Source organism: Janthinobacterium sp. GW822-FHT07H10 (genome assembly GCF_058798675.1).
In genome coordinates, this window is the sequence record NZ_JBXAKS010000003.1 from 553919 (window position 1) to 571986 (window position 18068).

14 protein-coding genes are annotated in these 18068 nt (G+C 66.2%); 7 read left to right on the forward strand and 7 right to left on the reverse strand.

The genetic code is table 11. The features are described from left to right. Position 1: 1 nt before the first annotated feature. The 3 genes from AC1RDJ_RS10290 to AC1RDJ_RS10300 all read right to left on the reverse strand — a co-directional run bounded on the left by AC1RDJ_RS10290 (position 2) and on the right by AC1RDJ_RS10300 (position 4767). Positions 2–3100, reverse strand: coding sequence for a MexW/MexI family multidrug efflux RND transporter permease subunit (locus AC1RDJ_RS10290; protein WP_493027361.1), 3099 nt, complete (start codon positions 3098–3100; stop codon positions 2–4). A gap of 15 nt (positions 3101–3115) precedes the next feature. Next, the gene (locus tag AC1RDJ_RS10295) at positions 3116–4225 is read right to left on the reverse strand and encodes an efflux RND transporter periplasmic adaptor subunit (RefSeq protein ID WP_493027362.1); all 1110 of its coding nucleotides are present in this window, start codon (positions 4223–4225) and stop codon (positions 3116–3118) included. A gap of 62 nt (positions 4226–4287) precedes the next feature. Continuing rightward, a complete protein-coding gene (locus tag AC1RDJ_RS10300; RefSeq protein ID WP_493027363.1) occupies positions 4288–4767 on the reverse strand; it encodes a DUF2165 family protein in 480 nt (159 codons plus the stop codon). 123 nt (positions 4768–4890) lie between these two features. Here AC1RDJ_RS10300 and AC1RDJ_RS10305 point away from each other — a divergent pair, with 123 nt between their 5' ends. Beyond that, entirely contained in the window at positions 4891–5550 is a 660-nt protein-coding gene (locus AC1RDJ_RS10305) for a helix-turn-helix transcriptional regulator (protein ID WP_493027364.1), read from the forward strand. Here AC1RDJ_RS10305 and AC1RDJ_RS10310 read toward each other — a convergent pair. Next, a complete protein-coding gene (locus AC1RDJ_RS10310; RefSeq protein ID WP_493027410.1) occupies positions 5537–6823 on the reverse strand; it encodes an MFS transporter in 1287 nt (428 codons plus the stop codon). The two genes, AC1RDJ_RS10305 and AC1RDJ_RS10310, sit on opposite strands and share 14 nt — an antisense overlap. Positions 6824–6929: 106 nt before the next feature. Between AC1RDJ_RS10310 and AC1RDJ_RS10315 the strand changes: the two genes are divergently transcribed. Then, positions 6930–7829: a LysR substrate-binding domain-containing protein gene (locus tag AC1RDJ_RS10315; protein ID WP_493027365.1), complete on the forward strand. Its 900-nt coding sequence runs from the start codon at positions 6930–6932 to the stop codon at positions 7827–7829. Here the strand turns inward: AC1RDJ_RS10315 and AC1RDJ_RS10320 are convergent. Next, entirely contained in the window at positions 7826–8578 is a 753-nt protein-coding gene (locus tag AC1RDJ_RS10320) for an SDR family oxidoreductase (protein ID WP_493027366.1), read from the reverse strand. The two genes, AC1RDJ_RS10315 and AC1RDJ_RS10320, sit on opposite strands and share 4 nt — an antisense overlap. A gap of 166 nt (positions 8579–8744) precedes the next feature. Then, a complete protein-coding gene (locus AC1RDJ_RS10325; RefSeq protein ID WP_493027367.1) occupies positions 8745–9788 on the reverse strand; it encodes a class I SAM-dependent methyltransferase in 1044 nt (347 codons plus the stop codon). A gap of 130 nt (positions 9789–9918) precedes the next feature. On the opposite strand from AC1RDJ_RS10325, the gene AC1RDJ_RS10330 reads away from it, so the two are divergent. Together AC1RDJ_RS10330 and AC1RDJ_RS10335 are read left to right on the forward strand one after the other, a co-directional pair. Beyond that, positions 9919–10809 (forward strand): helix-turn-helix transcriptional regulator, encoded by an 891-nt coding sequence (locus tag AC1RDJ_RS10330; RefSeq protein ID WP_493027368.1) that lies wholly within the window; start codon positions 9919–9921, stop codon positions 10807–10809. A gap of 55 nt (positions 10810–10864) precedes the next feature. Continuing rightward, the gene (locus AC1RDJ_RS10335; RefSeq protein WP_493027411.1) at positions 10865–11269 is read left to right on the forward strand and encodes a VOC family protein; all 405 of its coding nucleotides are present in this window, start codon (positions 10865–10867) and stop codon (positions 11267–11269) included. Positions 11270–11329: 60 nt separating this feature from the next. Here the strand turns inward: AC1RDJ_RS10335 and AC1RDJ_RS10340 are convergent, their stop codons facing one another. Continuing rightward, positions 11330–14200, reverse strand: coding sequence for an insulinase family protein (locus tag AC1RDJ_RS10340; protein WP_493027369.1), 2871 nt, complete (start codon positions 14198–14200; stop codon positions 11330–11332). A gap of 292 nt (positions 14201–14492) precedes the next feature. Between AC1RDJ_RS10340 and AC1RDJ_RS10345 the strand changes: the two genes are divergently transcribed. From AC1RDJ_RS10345 to AC1RDJ_RS10355, 3 genes are read left to right on the forward strand one after another with little or no spacing between them, the layout of a single operon-like run. Beyond that, positions 14493–15905, forward strand: a complete 1413-nt coding sequence (locus tag AC1RDJ_RS10345; protein ID WP_071326778.1) for a HAMP domain-containing sensor histidine kinase — start codon at positions 14493–14495, stop codon at positions 15903–15905. After that, entirely contained in the window at positions 15902–16444 is a 543-nt protein-coding gene (locus AC1RDJ_RS10350; RefSeq protein WP_071325961.1) for a hypothetical protein, read from the forward strand. Before AC1RDJ_RS10345 ends, AC1RDJ_RS10350 begins: the two co-directional genes overlap by 4 nt. After that, entirely contained in the window at positions 16441–17814 is a 1374-nt protein-coding gene (locus AC1RDJ_RS10355) for a sigma 54-interacting transcriptional regulator (protein ID WP_493027370.1), read from the forward strand. The genes AC1RDJ_RS10350 and AC1RDJ_RS10355 overlap by 4 nt, the downstream gene beginning before the upstream one ends. Positions 17815–18068 lie beyond the last annotated feature (254 nt).

Here is an 18068-nt window from a genome sequence, read left to right on the forward strand (position 1 = left end):
CTTAGTGCGCCTCGTCTTGCGCCAGCGCCTGCGACAGGTCGCGGGCGCGTGGCGTGGCATCGTCGGCCGTATGGCGGCGGGCGAGGAAGGTGTACACTGTGGGCAGCACGAACAGGGTGAAGAAGGTGCCGATCAACATGCCCGAGACGATCACCACGCCCAGGCCGAAGCGGCTGTTGGCGCCGGCGCCGGAGGCGAACAGCAGCGGCACCAGGCCGACCACCATGGCGGCCGTCGTCATCAAAATGGGACGCAAACGGATCTGCGCCGCCTTGCGGATGGCGCTGAGGCGGTCCAGCCCTTCATGCACCTGCAATTCGTTGGCAAACTCCACCATCAAAATGCCGTGCTTGCTGATCAGGCCGATCAGGGTCACGAGGCCGATCTGCGTGTAGATATTGACGGTGGCGTAGCCGAGCGCCAGCGGAATCAGCGCGCCGCAGATCGATAGCGGCACCGTGATCAGGATGATCAGCGGGTCCGTCAGGCTTTCATACTGGGCCGCCAGCACCAGGTAAATGACCACCACGGCGGCCAGGAAGGCCATCAGCAGCGCATTGCCTTCCGTGGCGAACTGGCGCGCATCGGATTGCCAGTCGTAGCTGAAGCCCGGCGGCAGGGTTTGCGCCACGCCGTCGAGGAAGGCGACGGCGTCGCCCAGGGTCACGCCCGGCGCCGGCACGCCCTGGAAGGTGGCCGCATTTTGCTGGTTGAACTGCGTCAGCATGTTCGGCTCGATCTGCTCGCTCACCGAGACGACGGCGGACAGGGGCAGCAGGCTGCCGTCGTCGGCGCGCACGTACTGCTGCGTCAGGGCTTGCGCCGTCAATCTCTGCTCGCGCGGGCTTTGCGCGATGACGTCATATGCGCGGCCATCCATGCCGAAGCGGTTCAGGTAATTCTCGCCCACCAGCACGGCCAGCGATTCGCCGATGTCCTGCATGCGGATGCCCAGGCTGTTCGCCTTGGAGCGGTCGACGCGCACCTTGACCACCGGGTTGTTGTAATCGAGGTCGCTGTCGACGACGGCAAACAGGCCGCTATCGCGCGCGCGCTGCTTGACGTCTTCCATGGTGCGGAACAGGGTGGCGTAGTCCTGCGCGCTGCGCAAGACCATCTGCACGGGCAAGCCGCCGCTCGATCCCGGCAGGGGCGCCAGCTGGAAGGCGAAGATGCTGGTGCCTTCCACGTCGCCCACGGCGTGCTGCAGTTCGGCCTGGATGACGGCCGCGTTGCGCGAGCGCTCGGCCCACGGCGTCAGGTTGATGCCGCCGATGCTCGATGCCGGCCCTTCGCCGCCGTTGATGATCCAGCGCGAGTCCGTTTCGGGGATATTCTTGTAGATGTCATCGAGCTTGTACGAGAAGCGTTCCACGTAATCGAGATTGGCGTGCTGCGGCGCCTTGATCGCCGTCAAGACGCTGGCCTGGTCTTCCGCCGGCGCCAGTTCGCGCTGCGGCAGCAGGTACAGGAAGGGCAAGCTGACCATCACCAGCGCGGCGAAACCGGCGCTCAGCCAGCGGTGGTGCAGCGAGCGGTCCAGCAGCCGTGCATAGCGGCTGGTCAGGCCCGCGAAGAAATGCTCGGCGGCGCGCGCCATGCGCCCTTCCGCCTGTTTCGGCTGCAGCAGCAAGGAGCTCATCACGGGAGATAACGTCAGCGCCACCACGCCCGACACCACCACGGCGCCGGCCAGGGTCAGCGCGAATTCCTTGAACAGCGCGCCGGTGAGGCCCCCCATCATGCCGATCGGCGCATACACGGCCGCCAGCGTGATCGTCATGGCGATCACGGGACCGGCCACTTCGCGCGCGCCCACCAGGGCGGCCGCCACGGGCGTCTTGCCTTCCTCGATATGCCGGTGCACGTTTTCCACCACCACGATGGCGTCGTCGACCACCAGGCCCACGGCCAGCACCATCGCCAGCAGGGTGAGCAGATTGATGCTGAAGCCGAAGGCCAGCATCAGCGCCGCCGCGCCCAGCATCGACAGCGGGATCGTCACGACGGGAATCAGCACCGAGCGCAGGGAACCCATGCACAAATAAATGACGATGACGACGATGAGCAGCGCTTCGAGCAGCGTGTGCGCCACTTCGTCGATCGACGACTGGATGAAGCGTGCCGTCTCGAACGCCAGTTCGACCTTCACGCCGGGCGGCAGGGTTTTCTGGATCTCGGGCAGCAGCTTCCTGATGCCGTCGACGATCACCAGCGGATTGCCGCCGGGCGTGGGCGACAGGCCCAGGTACACGGCCGGCACGCCGTCCATGATGCCGCTCGTTTCCGTGGCGGCCGCGCCCAGTTCCACCGTGCCCACGTCCTTCAGCCGCACGAGGGCGGCGCTGTCATCGCCGCCCTTCTTGACGACCATGTCGCGGAACTCCGCCACGCTGGTGAGATCCGTGTTGACGCTGATGTTCGAGACGACGAACTGTCCCTTCACCTTGCCGGGTGCCGCCTGGTAGTTATTGCGCCGCACGGCGTCGGCCACGTCGGCCGCCGTCAAGCCGCGCGCGGCCAGTTTTGCCGGGTCGATCCACAAACGCATGGCCAGCTGCTGGCCGCCATACACGTCGACCTTGGCCACGCCGTCGATGGTGGCGAACATGGGCTGCACCACGCGCGCCAGGTAGTCCGTCAGCGCGGGCGCGGACACGCTCTCGCTGGCAAAGCCGACATAGGCGACGGCCGAGGAATCGCCGGCCGCGCGCTCGATGACGGGGTCAAAGGCGCCTTCCGGCAATTTATAGCGCACCTGGTTGACCTTGGCCATGACTTCCGTCAACGCCTGCGTGGAATCGCGGTTCAATTCCATGCGCACGGTGACGGTGCTGCTGCCCTGTACCGAGGACGACGTCAGGTAGTCGATGCCTTCCACCGACGACACGGCTTGCGCGATCGGCTGCGTGACGAAGCCCTGCATCAGTTCCGCCGAGGCGCCCGGATACGTGGTCTTTACCGTGATGGTGGACGATTCGAGCATCGGATACTGGCGGATCGGCAGTTGCTTGATGGCGATCACGCCCAGCATCAGGATCAGGGTGCTGATCACCAGCGCCAGCACGGGGCGGCGCACGAATAAATCGGTAAATTTCATGGTGGCGGCCTTCCCTTACGAACCGGATTTGGGCGCGGCGCGTTTCGCCTCGTCCAGGGTATTGGCCACGGCTTGCACGGCCATGCCGTCGGCCAGTTTCAGCTGGCCCGAGGCGACCACGCGCTGGCCTTCGCGCAAGCCGTCCAGGATGGCCACGCGGCCCCCGGCCCGCTCGCCCAGCTTGACGCCCACGCGCTTGACGGTGAGCGGCTGCCTGCCCTCCTGCTGCGCGACGAAAACCGTGTCGCCATACGCGCTGTAGGTCACCGCCGTTTCCGGCACCGTCAGTTGCTGGCCAGCTTCGCGCGCCACGCGCACATTCGCGTACATGCCGGCCCTCAAGGCGCCGCGCGGATTGCCCAGCGCCGCCTGCACCTGCACCATGCGCGAGCGGACGATCAGCGGGTCGATGGCGTTGATCTTCGCCGTGAAGACGTCGGCGGGGTACGCGTCCACCAGCACTTGCACGGCCTGCCCCGGCGCCAGTTTCGCGCTGCTCTGTTCATCGAGGGCGAAGTTCACCAGCAGCGACTTCGTGTCGATCAGGCTGGCCACCGTGTCTGCCGCGTTCAGGTACTGGCCCACATGCACCTTGCGGATGCCCAGCTGGCCCGCGAACGGCGCGCGGATGGTCTTTTGCGCGATCAGCGCCTGCGTCTGGCGCACGTCGCCCAGGGCGGCGTCGCGCGCGGCCACGGCGGCGTCGAGCTGCTCCTGCGTGGCAGCCTTTTCCCTGACCATCTGCACGGTGCGGGCATGGCTGCTTTCCGCGTTTTTCAGCTGTGCGCGCTGGCGCAGCAGGACCGCCTGTTCCTGGGCGTCATTGAGCTGCACGAGGATGGCGCCGGCCGCCACGTGCTGGCCCGACTCGAAGCGGATTTGCGTGACGCGCCCGCCCGTCTCGGCGGCCACCTGCACCTGGCGCGCCGCTTCGAGCTCGCCCACGCCCGTGAAGTAACGTTCCTGCGTGCCCAGCACGACGGGCACCAGCGCCACCTTGGTGGCGGACGTGGCGGCATCGGCCGCATGCGCCGCGGCGTGTGACGCGGCGCGGGGGTAGAGCGCGGCGCCGGCGACGGCCAGCGCGACGGCCAGCGCGGAGGCGCCGACGATTTTCGTATTCATGATGAAGTCCTTTACGGCGGGGAAAAAGAGGCGCAGCGGAGGCTGGTCAGGTCCGCTGCGCGTTAGAAGTGAAAATTAAAGAGAAAGAACAGGCCGATGCTCCACAGCAGCAGCACCAGGTGCGTCGTCTGCAAGCCTTCCTGCGCGATCCAGTAGCCGAACCACAGGCCGCCCAGGTGCATCAGCAGCAGGAAGGCGGCCATGGCGCACAGGGCCAGGTTCAGCCAGGGCAGTGCTTCGGCCAGGGAAGCGCCGAGCAACAGCGCCACGCCGGTCCAGGCGGCGATGGCGGCCAGTAGTTGCAGCACCAGCACCGTCAGCAGGCTCAGGCGGTGCAGGAGCAGCGAAGTGAGCGCGCGGCGCAGCAGCGGCGTTTCGATGGTCGGATCCTGGCGCAGCGGGTCCATGCGCATGGTGTTGCCGATGGCCCAGACGGCGCCGTGGAAGGCGTGCAGGTTGTTGACGGTGGCCAGGCTCAGCCAGGTGGCCAGGCCGGTGGCGAGGATGGCGTGAAACAGCCAGATGGAGTGCTGCAGCTGCATGGTATTCCAGTCGAGAGAGTGTCTTGCCGGCAAGCAGACGTGGAAACTCCTCGACAGCGGGGAGCTACCGGCCTATTATGCAAGCAATTAGTTGGTTAACTGGTCCCATGATAGTTGAGTGAAATGAATTACACAAGTAAACGTTTGGATAATCAAGAGGCGCCGCAAACGACGGAGCGCATCCTGTATTTCATCAAGACCAAGGGTCCCGTCTCCACGGCCACCCTGGCCAAGACGCTGGACATGACGGGCGAGGCGGCGCGCCAGCAAGTGCAAAAGCTGGTGGCGGCCGGTCTCATCGAGGGGCGCCAGGAAGCGCAGGCGGGCGCCGGACGGCCGCGCCAGAACTGGGTCTTGACGGCGGCGGGCCATGCGCGCTTTCCCGACACGCATGCGCAGCTGACGATCAAGCTGATCGGTTCCGTGCGCCAGCTGTTCGGCGAGGCGGGGCTGGACAAGCTGATCACCCAGCGCGAAGAGGAAAGCCGCGGCGCGTATGCCTTGGCGTGCTCGGCGCCGGACTTGCCCACGCGGCTGCGGCAGCTGGCGGCCGTGCGCGACGAAGAGGGCTATATGGCGCGCGTGGAAGAGGACGGCGAAGACTGGCTGCTGATCGAAGACCATTGCCCCATCTGCGCCGCCGCGCGCACCTGCCAGGGTTTTTGCCGCTCCGAACTCCAGCTGTTCCAGGAAGTGGTGGGGCCGGGCGCGACCATCGTGCGCGAGCAGCATGTATTGGCGAATGCGATGCGCTGCGTCTACCGCATTTCTACCCGGTCTTGAGTGAAGCCTTGGGAAACAGGGGCCGGGCCAGCAGCGCCACCAGGCCCGCCAGCCACCAGACGACGGACCAGTTGCTGGCCGCCAGCAGGTGGGGGATGGCGATGGGCGTGAGGAACAGGCCTACGTACACGGCCGTGTTCGCCATGCCCAGGGCCGTGCCCGCGCTGGCCGCGCCAGCCTGCGTTGCCAGTTCCGTGTAGGCCACGCCATGCCAGGCGGAAACGGCGATGCCGGAGAGCACCACGGTGGCTATCAGCAGCCAGCCCGGCGCCTGGCACGCGGCGGCAATGCCCAGCAGCACGAAGGTGGCCAGTGCCACCAGGGCCGAGCCGCGCAGGTAGGCGGGCCGGTTCGCATGGCGGTCCGTGTGGCGTCCACTCCAGATGCGCATCGCCATGGCGCCCGCCTGCAGGGCCACCATCACGGTCGTGATGGCCGCCAGGCCCAGGTGGCCATGGTCGTGCAGGAACACGGTGGCATAGCTGAGCACGGCAAACTGCGGCACGCACAGCAAGCCGATGGCGCCCACCATGCGCCAGACTCCGCGGTTTCTGAGTGGACCTTGCGGCGCCGCCGCTGGCCTGGCATCAGACAGGCCCGTGGACGCGATGTGCGGGCCTATGGCGGCCTCGGCAGAGAAATCGGGCTCATGCATCCACCGCCATGTAAAAAACGCCGACAGCGCGCATACGCAGGCCAGGGCGCCGAAGACGGGCATGAAGCCGTAGCGCGACGCCAGGTTGGGCAGGACGAGCGCGCCGAGGCCGCCGCCGAGCGGCACAGCCGTCTGGCGGATGCTCATGGCGAAACCGCGTTCGCCGGCGCCGAACCAGCGCATCACGGCGCGGCCGCTGGCGCCGTTCACGCTGCCGCCCAGCACGCCGACTGTCGCCAACCCGGCTGCCAGCGCCCACAACGGCGGCACCGTGCCGTCAGCCGGCGTGATCCAGAAAAGCAGGGCCAGCAGCGCCAGCATGGTGCCCAGCAAGCCTGTCAGCAGCACGGGGCGGTCGCCCCAGCGGTCGGTGGCCATGCCCCAGGGTAATTCAGACAGGGCCACGCCCAGGCCCATGGCGCCCAGCGCCACCCCCAGTTGCGTATTGCTCAGGTGATAGCCGCTGCGCAGCCAGATGGCCGTCGTGGGCATGCCGTTGGCGGCGGCGGAAAAGCTGGCGTTGGCGGCCACGCCGACGGCCAGCACCTTCCAGCGGTGCGCGGCGCCCAGGGCGGGGGCGGACAGATCGGATGTGGCGGCGGGGCAGGCAGTGCTCATGGTCATGAAGGATAGTGGTTGACCCTGACAGTGTTGCGCGCTACGATCATTCTGAATATCAGATAATTTACGATCCACCATCCCATAAAAGCGGACGATTTATGCCATGAGCCTGCTCAATTTCGACATCGCCTTCCTGCGCAGCTATGTGGCCGGCGTCGAGCTGGGCAGCTTTGCCCGCGCGGCCGACAAGGTGGGCCGCTCCACTTCGGCCGTCAGCGCGCAGCTGAAAAAGCTCGAGGAGCAGGCGGGCCTACCCCTGTTCCGCAAGGATGGCCGGGGACTGGCCCTGACGCCGGCCGGCGAAGTCCTGCTCGGCTATGCGCGCCGCTTGCTGGAACTCAATGACGAGGCGGCCGTTGCCTTGCGCGGCGTGGAGCTGGAAGGCTGGATCAAGCTGGGGCTGCAGGAGGATTTTGGCGAAGCGCTGCTGCCGGACGTGCTGGGCCGCTTTGCGCGCGCCCATCCGAAGGTGCGCATCGAAGCGCACGTGGCGCGCAACACGGAGCTGATGGAGCGGCTGGCCATGGGCCAGCTGGACCTGGCCCTGTTGTGGGGCGGCGCCTGCATCGCCGACGTGGCCGACTATCCGCTGCTGCAACGGCAACGCATCGCCGAGCCGGACATGCGCTGGATCGCCTCGTCCAGCCTGGCATGGCGGTCCGACTCGGGCGAACCCTTGCCCTTGATTACGTTCGACCGCGAATGCCTGTTCCAGCGCTGCGCCACGCAGGCGCTGGACCGGGCCGGCATCGCCTGGCGCACGGCGTTTACCAGTCCCAGCCTGGCGGGCCTGTGGGCGGCCGCGGCGGCCGGGCTGGGCGTGACGGTACGCACCAGCCTGGGCTTGCCGTCCACCGTGCGCGCCCTCGACGAGGGGGAGGCCGGCTTGCCCGCCCTGCCCGCGCTGGCGCTGGAATTGCTGTATGGCGCCGCCACGCCCAGGCCGCCCGTCGAACGGCTGGCGGCCCTGATCGTCGCCTCGCTACAGGATGGCGACGCTTAAAACTCTTGCACCGTCGGGCGCAGCACGATTTCATTGATGCTCACGCCGTCCGGCTGCTCGATCGCATACGCGACGGCGCGGGCCACGGCGTCGGCGGGAATGGCTTGCTTGTAAAACTCTTGCAAGCCAGCCGCGCTTTCCGCGTGGCTGCTGCCGCCGGCCAGTTCCGTGTCCACGGCGCCCGGCAGGATGGTGGTGGTGCGGATGGTGCCGCCGCTGGCGGCCAGTTCATGGCGCAAGCCTTCCGAAATGGCGCTGACGGCAAACTTGGTGCCGCTGTAGACGGTGCCGCCCGGGCTGAACACTTTCGCGCCCGCCACCGACGAGATGTTGATGAAGTGGCCGTTGTTTTGCGCGCGGAAATGCGGCAGGGCGGCGGCGATACCGTACAGCACGCCCTTGATGTTGATATCGATCATGCGCTCCCATTCCTCGACCTTCAGCGCGTCGATGGGGGCGATGGCCATCAGCCCCGCATTGTTGACCAGCACGTCGACCTTGCCGAACACGGCCAGCGCCGTGTCGATCAGGCGTTTCAGGTCGCCAGCCTGGGTCACGTCGGTCTGCACGACGGCCGCCTGGCCGCCGGCGGCCGTGATTTCCTCGGCGATGGTGTTGAGCAGATCCATGCGCCGCGCGCCGAGCACGACGGAGGCGCCCAGTGCCGCCAGGTGGCGCGCGGTGGCTTCGCCCAGGCCGCTGCTGGCACCGGTGATGACGACGACTTTCCCTGCAATTGCTTGACTCATGATGGATTCCTTATGGAGGCAGCACCGTGCTGCGGATGACATCGATCGAGGATGCGAACGCCATGCGGCGTATCGCGCGCAGTGCGGCGGTACTGGCGAACCAGGCATCGTCAGGAAGCGGCCACGCGGCAGGCATAGCTTAGCGTATTTGCTGCAATAATGATAATTATGCGGTGTGCGCGATCAGTACCTGCACGGGCGCCATGGGGAAATCGCTGGCCTGGTATTGCTCGACGCGTGCAAAGCCGGCGTCACGCACGTGCTGCGCCAATTCGCCCTGCCGCGTGACGGCGCGACCCAGCATGCGCATCGGCAAATAGTAGGGCAGCACCCGGGCCGCCGCTTCCGGCGTGGCGGCGATTTCCGCCTGCACGCACACGAGCACGCCGCCCGGTTTCAGCGCCGCGCGCATCTTGCGCAAGGCCGCTGGCATGTCGGGCACGAAGTGCAGCACGGACGAGCACCAGATGAGGTCGTAGCCGCCGCCGATGTCGTCGCTCGCCAGGTCGCCGCCCAGGGTCTCGAGGCGTTCAGATAGTTGCGCGTGAGCGATATTCGCGGCCGCCACGGCCACGGTTTCAGGCCAGTCGAAGACGCAGCCGCGCAGGCCGGCGTGGGCTTGCGCCAGCGCAATGGCAACCCAGCCGGGACCGCCGCCGAGGTCGAGCAGGCGCAATGGTGTCGCGCCTGCCGCAAATGGCGCGATGCGCTGCATCACGGACAGGGCCGCGCGCATGGTGACGGCGCGCTGCTCCTGGCCGATTTGCTGCTGCGCGGCGGCGGCCCAGTTGACGCCAGTGGCCGTGCGGTAGGGCGCCACCTTGCCGCCGTCGCGCACGAGGGGGCCAAGCTGCGTGGCGAAATGGCGCAGCGCATGCAGCCGGTACAGCCAGGCATCGCCGCAAAAGGCGGCAGAGGAGCGGCAGAAATATTGCAAGGTGTTGGCAGTGCAGCGGTAGCTGGCCGCGGTATCGCCGGCGCTGGGGGCCACGCCGCGCTCGAGCACCTGCATGCTCCACAGTAATTCCAGCAGCAGCGCCGTGTGCGGCGCATGCAGCGACAAGGTCTCGGCCAGCTGCGCCGGCGTGTGCGGCGTCGCCAGCACCTCGAAAATACCGAGTTCCAGGGCGGCGGCCAGCGCATCGGCCTGGATGGGCGCGACGGCCAGGTCCCAATACGGTTGCAAGGCGTGCTGTGAGGTGAACGACATGGTGCTTCCTTTCGATATGGTGGGCATGCCGCTCATTTTATGCAACAATGAGAATAATTATCATTTGCATTTGTGTGCGAAACGGCGCATTTCGTCTGCGCGACGGCGCACCAGGACAGGGGGGGAAGCGATGATGGAACACGACAGGGAAGCGGCTGGCTGGACGCGGCGCCAGCTGGATCCGGGGATGGGTGCCTGCCGCGCCGACCAGCGGCAGGTGGATGACGGCTTGCTGCTCGTGCATTCCGACTACCGTCCGCGCCTGGCGCTCGTCGAACAGTCGAACCATGCCGATGCGGGCGGCCTCGTGATCACCATCGGCCTCGAAGGCGCGTCCGCCTACGCCACGCGCGATGGCGGGCAATTGCGTTTCCAGGGTGGCCATACGACGCTGACGGTGTTTCGCCATACGCGCGGCGAGCGCCGTTTCGAGGCGAAGCACAGGGCGGCGCAATTGCGCGTGCTGGTCGATGAACAGGCACTGGCGCGCTATTGGCAGCCGGGACTGTCTTCGCTGCTGCCCCACGGCGGCGCGCGCCAGCTGGCGCATGCGGCCACCACGGCTGCCTCCGCACTGCACGCCCGCTCGCTGCTGCGCGCGACGGACCCGCTGGCCGTGCATATCGGCGTGCTCAGTCTGTTGGCGGAGCAGCTGGAAGCCTTGCGCCCGGCGCCCGTGCGCGTGCCGCGCTGGCGCGAGGACGATATCGCCCGGATCGAGCGCGCATATGCGCTGATGCAGGAGCAGATGGCGCAGGAACTCACGCTCGCTTACCTGTGCGCGCAAGTGGGCCTGAGCTTGTTCAAGCTCAAGCAGGGGTGGCGCTACCGTTACAACGACAGTCCGCAGCGCACCCTGCTGGCGCTGCGCATGCAGCGGGCCAAGTTGCTATTGGAAAATGGTTACCAGGTGGCGCAGGCGGGCTGGCAAACGGGCTATCGCCACCCTGCCAATTTCAGCACCGCCTTTGCGCGCTATTTCGGCTATACGCCGAAGAGCGTGGGACGCGCGGGCACGTAAAAAGCCGGTGTAGAATCGGCGGGCAGCATTTTTCATCTCACCTCAAGGAGACATGATGGCCCGTAAAATCTTTGTCAATCTGCCCGTGCAGTCGCTCGAGCGTTCCGTGGCGTTTTTCACGGCGCTGGGCTTCAGTTTCAACGCCCATTTCACCGATGAAACGGCGACGTGCATGATCGTTGCCGACGATATCTTTGTCATGTTGCTGACAGAAGACAAGTTCAGACAATTCACGCCCAAGCAGCTGTGCGATACCAAGGTGGCGACGGAAGTGCTGGTGTGCCTGTCGGCCGAGAGCCGCGGCGAAGTCGATGAGCTGGTGGCGAAGGCCGTCAAGGCGGGCGGCAGCATCTACAAGGAGCCCATCGATTTCGGCTTCATGTATGGCCACAGCTTCCAGGACCCGGATGGGCACCAGTGGGAACTGATGTACATGGAGCCGAGCGCAATACCGCAATAGCGGCGCAGGTCGGATTAGCGGCGGCGCGCCGCGTAATCCGACATGATTCGCCTGGCCAGTTTAGGACGCCAGCGCCAGCAGGTCGACCACTTCCAGCCCGGCCAGGTCTTGCGTCGTGTTGCCCGCAAACGCGGCGCGGCTAGGCTGGCCGTTTTTCAGCCAGGTGCGTGTGACATCCTTGATCTGGCTCAAGGTGCAGTTCAGCACGCCGCTGCGGAACTGCTGGCGCACGGCTTCCGTCGTGCCCCGCTGCTGCATGTTCCACGCCGTCAGCGCTTCCGCGTAGGGCGAATGCGGCTTGTCGAGGCCCTTGATGACGCAGATGATGGCTTCTTCCACCTGCTCTTGCGAGAAGTCGCCGTCGAGGATCTGTTCCAGGGTCGTGCCGAAGTCGGCGAACGTGCCGGCCAGGCGCGGATCGCGGTAGGAGCTCAGGGTGAACGTGCCGGCGCCGGCCGCATAGCTGGCGCTGCCGCCATATGCGCCGCCTTTTTCGCGCAGGGCCGTATGCAGCACCTGGTTCGTCATCAGTTCGGCCGCGACGGCCAGGGCCGAGGCGTCCGGATTGTGCACGCCGGGCACGGCCCAGGAAACGAAGCAATGGTTGATCTGGCTCGTCGCATGCAGCGCCGTATTGGCCAGCGGCAATGCTGCTGGCGTTGGCACTTCCGCTGGCGCGGCCGTGTCGGCAGTGGCGGCCGGCAATTCCAGCAGGCGCGCCAGGACTTCGCCATCCTGCTCCAGTCCCGCACACAGCACGGTCGGCGGCTGGGCGATGATGTGGGCGTGCAAGGTGTCGAGCTCGCGCGCGATTTCCTGCAAGCCCGCCGACGTCTTGCTCAGCTGCTGCAAGCGGCGGTAGAACGGCAACGCGGCCGGGCCGCCGACGATGTCGTCGAAGCGGCGCGTGGCCGACAGCGGCGCCGTCGACGCCAGCATGGCGTAGCGGTTGCCCGATTCGGCCAGGCTCGAGAGTTTGTCCTGCACCAGGCTTTCGATCAGGAAAGCCAGACGTTCTTCTTCATCGAAGCGGGGCTTGGCGATCCACGCCGACAGCACGGCGGCAATCGCCACGTGTTCTTCGCGCAGGCCGCTGGCCGAGAACGACAATTCCACGCGCATCGCCTGTTGCGGGCGGGGAATGGCCTCCAGGCCGATGTGGAACGATGGCACCATGCTCTGGCGCCAGGCGCTGGCGTCGTCGAACGACATGTCGCCCACGCCCAGTTCCGGCGCCAGGTCCGTGTACAGGCGCAGCCATGGCCACGACGCTTCCGGCAGGCCCGACACGTCGTACAGCACGTTGGCGTAGCTGATGCCGTTCGAGGCGATACTGAACGCCACGGCGCCGTCGACGGCCGGGGGAATCGGCAGCGCCGGGCGCGGCAGCGCGCTGACGTCGCCGGGACGGATGCGCGGCAAGACTTCCGAATTCGACGGCAATTGCTGGTGCGCTTCCAGCGCCGCCGATTCGGCGATGATGTGTTCGCGTTCGGCATCCGTCAGGCTCGCCTGCAGGGCCGCCAGCTTGGCGTCTTCCTGCGCGGCGCGGTCCGTGAAGTAGGCGCTATCGGGCACTACGCGCGTGGTCAGGCGGGTCGGGTTGGCGATCAGCTCGCGCACCAGTTGCTTGAAGAATGCCGGATCTTCAATTTGCTGTTCCAGGGTTTCCAGGATGGCCGCATTGTCGAAGGCGTCCATCACGTCGCCGCCATACATGGCCAGCGGCAAGGCGTGCAGCAAACGGCCCAGGCCGTAAGGCATGCGGCCGCTGCTGATTTCGCGCTGGCTGTACTTGATGTCGCGCAAGGCCGCATGCAGCACGGCGGCCGGGATGCCCTCTTCCGCCGTTTCTTCCAGTGCCGTCCAGATGCGCTGGTGCGCATCGGCGATCTGTTCCTCGGTCAAGCCTTCCATGCCGATGTGGAACACCATCTGGCGGATGCCGGCGTCGCGGCCATTCATGTCCGACGGGCGGCCATAGCCGGCCGATTCCATGGCGCGCATGACGGGCGCCGACGATTCGCCCAGCAAGCCGTGCGACAGCAGGTGCGCGTGGTAGTAGGCGATGGGGTCGCTCGACTCGCCCATCAGCCAGGCGAACTGCAGGCCGAATTCATCGTCGCGTGCTTCCTGCGATGGAATTTTCACTTCGTTTTCCTGCGGCGCCGTCCAGGCCGGCGCCAGCTGCGGCAGGCGGCGCGGGCTAAAGCCGCTGAGCTTGGACAGCACGCGCTCGGCCACCTGCTCCTGCACGGCCGACGCTTCGATATTGCCGGAAGTCATGATCACGGCTTGCGACGGGTGGTAGTGGCTGGCGTGGAATTCCTTCAGCATGGCATGCGTGAGTTCCGGGATCACCAGGGGATCGCCACCCGATTCCACTTCATACGTCGTGCCCTTGAGCAAGGTGCTGGCGATGCCGCTGTCGAGCGCGCGCATGGGGCTGTTGAAGGCGCCCTTCATTTCATTGAAGACGATGCCCTGGTACACCAGCTTGTCGCCTTCGAACGCATGGCGCCAGCCTTCCTGGCGGAAATTCAGGTAATCGAGGTTCGGGAAGAAGGCCGCATCGAGGTACACGTCGAGCAGGTTGAAGAAATCCTTGCGGTCCGTGCTGGCGAACGGGTACACGGTGCGGTCCGGATACGTCATCGCATTCATGAAGGTGGCCGTCGAGCGGCGCAGCATCGAGAAGAAGGGATCGCGCACCGGATAGCGGGCCGAGCCGCACAGGGCCAGGTGCTCGAGGATGTGGGCGCGGCCGTCGCTTACCTCCGGCACAGTGGGAAAGGCCACCAGGAACACCATTTCAGCCTGTTCGGTATGCATGTGGATATGGCGCATGCCCGTTGCCGGGTCGACGTATTGCTCGATGGTCGCCTGCAAGACTGGAATGAAGTTGCTGCTGACTTTTTCAAATGTGCTCATGCGGTATGGGATCTCTGCGGTAGGTGATTCGGAAATTCGGATTGCGGTGGGCATGCATCACATCTGGGGACAAAGTGGCGAAACGCCAGGGCTAGCCAGCCACGTTGATGCCTGTGTGAAGTTTTTCCCTATTGTACTAGGAGTAGTCCTGCGCCGCCGTGGAAGGCCGCCAGGCGCCGTGTAGCGCTGCAATATTGTAAGATAGGCCACTTTGGGGTCGGTGGCTCCCCGCATGGAACGCTTAGCGTACCATGCGCCTTTTGCTCCGCAGACCGCACCGAAGGCCGTTACCGTGTCCAGACTTTCCTTTCGCCAACTGTTATTCGCCGCCTTCATCCTGACGGCCGGCATCTTGACGGCCACCTCCGTGCAAGCCTTGCTGACCCTGGAACACCTGGCGCGGCTGGGGCGCGAGACGGCGGCGCAGGCGATTACCCTGACGGAACAGTCGCAGCGCCTGTCCGAGCGCACGCTGGCCATGGAGCGCAGCGCGCGCCAATTCCTCGTGCTCGACGACCCCGTCTTCCGCGAGCGTTATGCGGCGGCCCGCGACGAGGCCACGGCGGCCCTGCAACTGCTGAACCGCGCCACGCCCGAGTTCGCCCCGCAGCTGGCCGACGAGTGGACGGCGCAGGCGCAGGCGGCGTGGGAGGTGTTGCAGGCGGGAAAGCGCCGCAAGCGCGATGGCCATGCCGTCGTGTACCGCGCGTTTGCCCGCATGACGCAGATCAATGACACCCTGGCGCGCGAAAGCAAGACGGAAATCGGCAGCCGCAACGACGCCTTGCTGGTCGAACTCGAGCGCCAGCGCCGCCTGCTCGGTGCGCTGGTGATCGGCGCCGTGCTGCTGGCGGCCGTGCTGGCCACCTGCTTCGGCTTCTTGCTGTCGCGTCCGTTGCGCCGCATCGAGACGGCCATCGAGCGCCTCGGCGACAAGCGCTATGACCAGCGCATCGTCGTCGGCGGCCCGGCCGACACGCGCCGCCTGGGCCAGCAGCTGGACTGGCTGCGCCAGCGCCTGGCCGACCTCGATGCCGACAAGGAACGTTTCCTGCGACATATCTCGCACGAATTGAAAACGCCGCTGGCGGCCCTGCGCGAAGGCGTGGCCTTGCTGGAAGACGAGGTGGCGGGCAAGCTCAGCGATGGTCAGCGTGAAATCGCCGGCATCCTGCAACAAAACACGGCGTCGCTGCAAAACCAGATCGAGGACTTGCTGCGCTACAATACCGCCGCCTTCGACGCCCAGCACCTGGCGCACAGCAAGGTGGACTTGCTGGTCTTGCTGCAAGAGGTGGTGGCGGAGCAGCGCCTGCAATGGCAGGCGCGCCGCCTGAGCGTCGAGGTGGCGGGCGCCTCGCTGATCGTGCAGGCCGACCGCGACAAGCTGGCCACGGCCCTGGCGAACATCCTGTCGAACGCCGTGCGCTTCAGCCCGGAAGGCGGCACCGTGCGCTTCAGCCTGTCCCGCGAGGCGGGGCGTGCGCGCATCGACTGCACCGACGAGGGTGCCGGCGTGGCGCCCGAGGATGTCGCCCGCATCTTCGAACCGTTTTACCAGGGGCTGCGCCAGGCGGCCGGCGCGCGCAACGGCAATGGCATCGGCCTGTCCATCGTGCGCGAATATATCGCCGCCCACGATGGCAGCGTCACTCTTTTACCGCGCCAGGCCGGCGCGCATTTTCGGATAGAACTGCCCTTATGATGACGAGAATTTCCCTGGCCGGCATGGCCGCCTGCGTAGTGCTATTGGGCGCTTGCGCCGCCAAGCCCGCCCAACAGACGCCCGTGCTGGTGCAGACGCCGCCGCGCGTGGTGGTGGTGACCGATCCCAAGCTGGGCGAGTTGCTGGCATACCAGAATGCCTTGCGCCTGATGACGCCGTCGGAACTGGTGAAAGCCCAGCTCGACCTGGCGAAGGCCGATCACGCGCCGTACAACACGCTGCGCCGCGCCATGCTGCAGGCAACCCTGCGCGGCCCCGGCGACCTGGCCCGCGCGCAAGCCTTGCTCGAGCCGCTGGCCACGGCGACGGGCAGGGACGAGCAGGTATTGGCACCGCTGGCGCAAATGCTCAGCAGCCAGTATGCGGACTTGCGGCGCCAGGAAGACAGCATCGAGAAACTCAATGGCCAGCTGCGCGACGCCCAGCGGCGCATCGACCAGCTCAATGAAAAACTTGAAGCGCTGAAGAACATCGAGCGCAGCCTGTCCGTGCGCCCCGCCGCGGGAGCGCCGAAATGAATGCCCAGACGCATGCCCACATCCTGTTGGTCGACGACGACCCCGACCTGCTGCGCCTGCTGACCATCCGCCTGCAGGCCGGCAACTACCGCGTCACGGCCGTCGGCAGCGCGGAAGCGGCGCTGGCGCGCCTGGCCGTGGAATTGCCGGCGCTGGTCATTACCGACGTGCAACTGCCGGGCCGTGACGGCCTGGCCCTGTTCGATGAAATCCGCCGCCAGCATTCGGCCCTGCCCGTGATCCTGCTGACGGCGCACGGCACCATTCCCGACGCCGTCGAAGCGACGGCGCGCGGCGCGTTTGCCTACCTGACGAAACCGTTCGACGGCAAGTTGCTGATGGAAAAGGTTGCCTACGCCGTCAACCTGTCCACCGTCATGCCGGCGGCCGCCTTGAGCGACGAGAGCTGGCGCGCCGAACTGATCAGCCGCAGTGCGCAGATGGCCGAGCTGCTGGCCGAAGCCAAGCTGGTGGCGGGGTCCGATGCCAGCATCCTGATCCGCGGCCCCAGCGGTACGGGCAAGGAGTTGCTGGCGCGCGCGCTGCACAACGCCAGCCGCCGCGCCAAGGCGCCGTTCATCGCCGTCAACTGCGGCGCCATTCCCGAGCAACTGCTGGAATCGGAGCTGTTCGGCCACGTGAAGGGCTCGTTTACGGGCGCCGTCGGCAACCGCGAAGGCTTGTTCCTGGCGGCCGATGGCGGCACCCTGTTCCTGGACGAGATCGGCGACATGCCCTTGCCGCTGCAAGTGAAGTTGCTGCGCGTGCTGCAGGAGCGGGCCGTGCGTCCCGTCGGCGCCGACCAGACGCGTCCCGTCGACGTGCGCCTGCTGTCGGCCACGCACCGCGACCTCGACGTCGCCATGGCGGAAGGGCAATTCCGCGAAGACCTGTATTACCGCCTGAACGTCGTCACCCTGACCCTGCCGCCGCTGGCCGAGCGCCGCGAAGACATCGCCTTGCTGGCGAACCATTTCCTGCACAAGCTGGCGGCCAAGTACCAGAAACCCCTGAACGGCTTCGCGCCCGACGCCTTGACGGCGCTGGTGGCCGCGCCGTGGCCCGGCAATGTGCGCCAGCTGGTCAATGTGGTCGAGCAAGTGTGCGCGCTGGCGACGGCGCCGCTGGTGCCGTTGACCCTGGTGCAGCGCGCGCTGCGCGTGCCGTCGCTCGAGGCGCTCAGCTACAACGAGGCCAAGCAGCGCTTCGAGCGCGATTACCTGATCCAGTTGCTGCGCCTGACGGATGGCAACGTGGCCGATGCGGCCCGCCTGGCCGACCGCAACCGCACGGAGTTCTACCGTTTACTGCAGAAATACGAGCTGACGCCGGCCCTGTTCCGCACGGATGGCGACCCTGTCGCTGAATAGCGACAAAAATAAAGCGTGTTAAATCAGGGGCTTAGTCAAAAACATTGCCATTGCTGCCATAAGTTGTCGCCGTCTGGCGACAAAAAGCCCCGATTTTCGCGCCGGCGCGCCGCGAAATGGGCCGGAAAAATCGAATGTGATGCTAAGTCATTGATTTTGAATGGGTTTTAAAAGCTGGCACGGTGCTTGCTGTATGGGTAGATGTAACGCTTCAAAGTGTTGCTTTATCCAAGTAAGAAGCTTTTAACTTCATT

What these genes read in the sequence shown, in the direction of transcription:
- AC1RDJ_RS10290 (WP_493027361.1), bottom strand. Translation starts at nt 3,100, where the DNA reads ATGAAATTTACCGATTTATTCGTGCGCCGCCCCGTGCTGGCGCTGGTG.
- AC1RDJ_RS10295 (WP_493027362.1), bottom strand. Translation starts at nt 4,225, where the DNA reads ATGAATACGAAAATCGTCGGCGCCTCCGCGCTGGCCGTCGCGCTGGCC.
- AC1RDJ_RS10300 (WP_493027363.1), bottom strand. Translation starts at nt 4,767, where the DNA reads ATGCAGCTGCAGCACTCCATCTGGCTGTTTCACGCCATCCTCGCCACC.
- AC1RDJ_RS10305 (WP_493027364.1), top strand. Translation starts at nt 4,891, where the DNA reads ATGAATTACACAAGTAAACGTTTGGATAATCAAGAGGCGCCGCAAACG.
- AC1RDJ_RS10310 (WP_493027410.1), bottom strand. Translation starts at nt 6,823, where the DNA reads ATGAGCACTGCCTGCCCCGCCGCCACATCCGATCTGTCCGCCCCCGCC.
- AC1RDJ_RS10315 (WP_493027365.1), top strand. Translation starts at nt 6,930, where the DNA reads ATGAGCCTGCTCAATTTCGACATCGCCTTCCTGCGCAGCTATGTGGCC.
- AC1RDJ_RS10320 (WP_493027366.1), bottom strand. Translation starts at nt 8,578, where the DNA reads ATGAGTCAAGCAATTGCAGGGAAAGTCGTCGTCATCACCGGTGCCAGC.
- AC1RDJ_RS10325 (WP_493027367.1), bottom strand. Translation starts at nt 9,788, where the DNA reads ATGTCGTTCACCTCACAGCACGCCTTGCAACCGTATTGGGACCTGGCC.
- AC1RDJ_RS10330 (WP_493027368.1), top strand. Translation starts at nt 9,919, where the DNA reads ATGATGGAACACGACAGGGAAGCGGCTGGCTGGACGCGGCGCCAGCTG.
- AC1RDJ_RS10335 (WP_493027411.1), top strand. Translation starts at nt 10,865, where the DNA reads ATGGCCCGTAAAATCTTTGTCAATCTGCCCGTGCAGTCGCTCGAGCGT.
- AC1RDJ_RS10340 (WP_493027369.1), bottom strand. Translation starts at nt 14,200, where the DNA reads ATGAGCACATTTGAAAAAGTCAGCAGCAACTTCATTCCAGTCTTGCAG.
- AC1RDJ_RS10350 (WP_071325961.1), top strand. Translation starts at nt 15,902, where the DNA reads ATGATGACGAGAATTTCCCTGGCCGGCATGGCCGCCTGCGTAGTGCTA.
- AC1RDJ_RS10355 (WP_493027370.1), top strand. Translation starts at nt 16,441, where the DNA reads ATGAATGCCCAGACGCATGCCCACATCCTGTTGGTCGACGACGACCCC.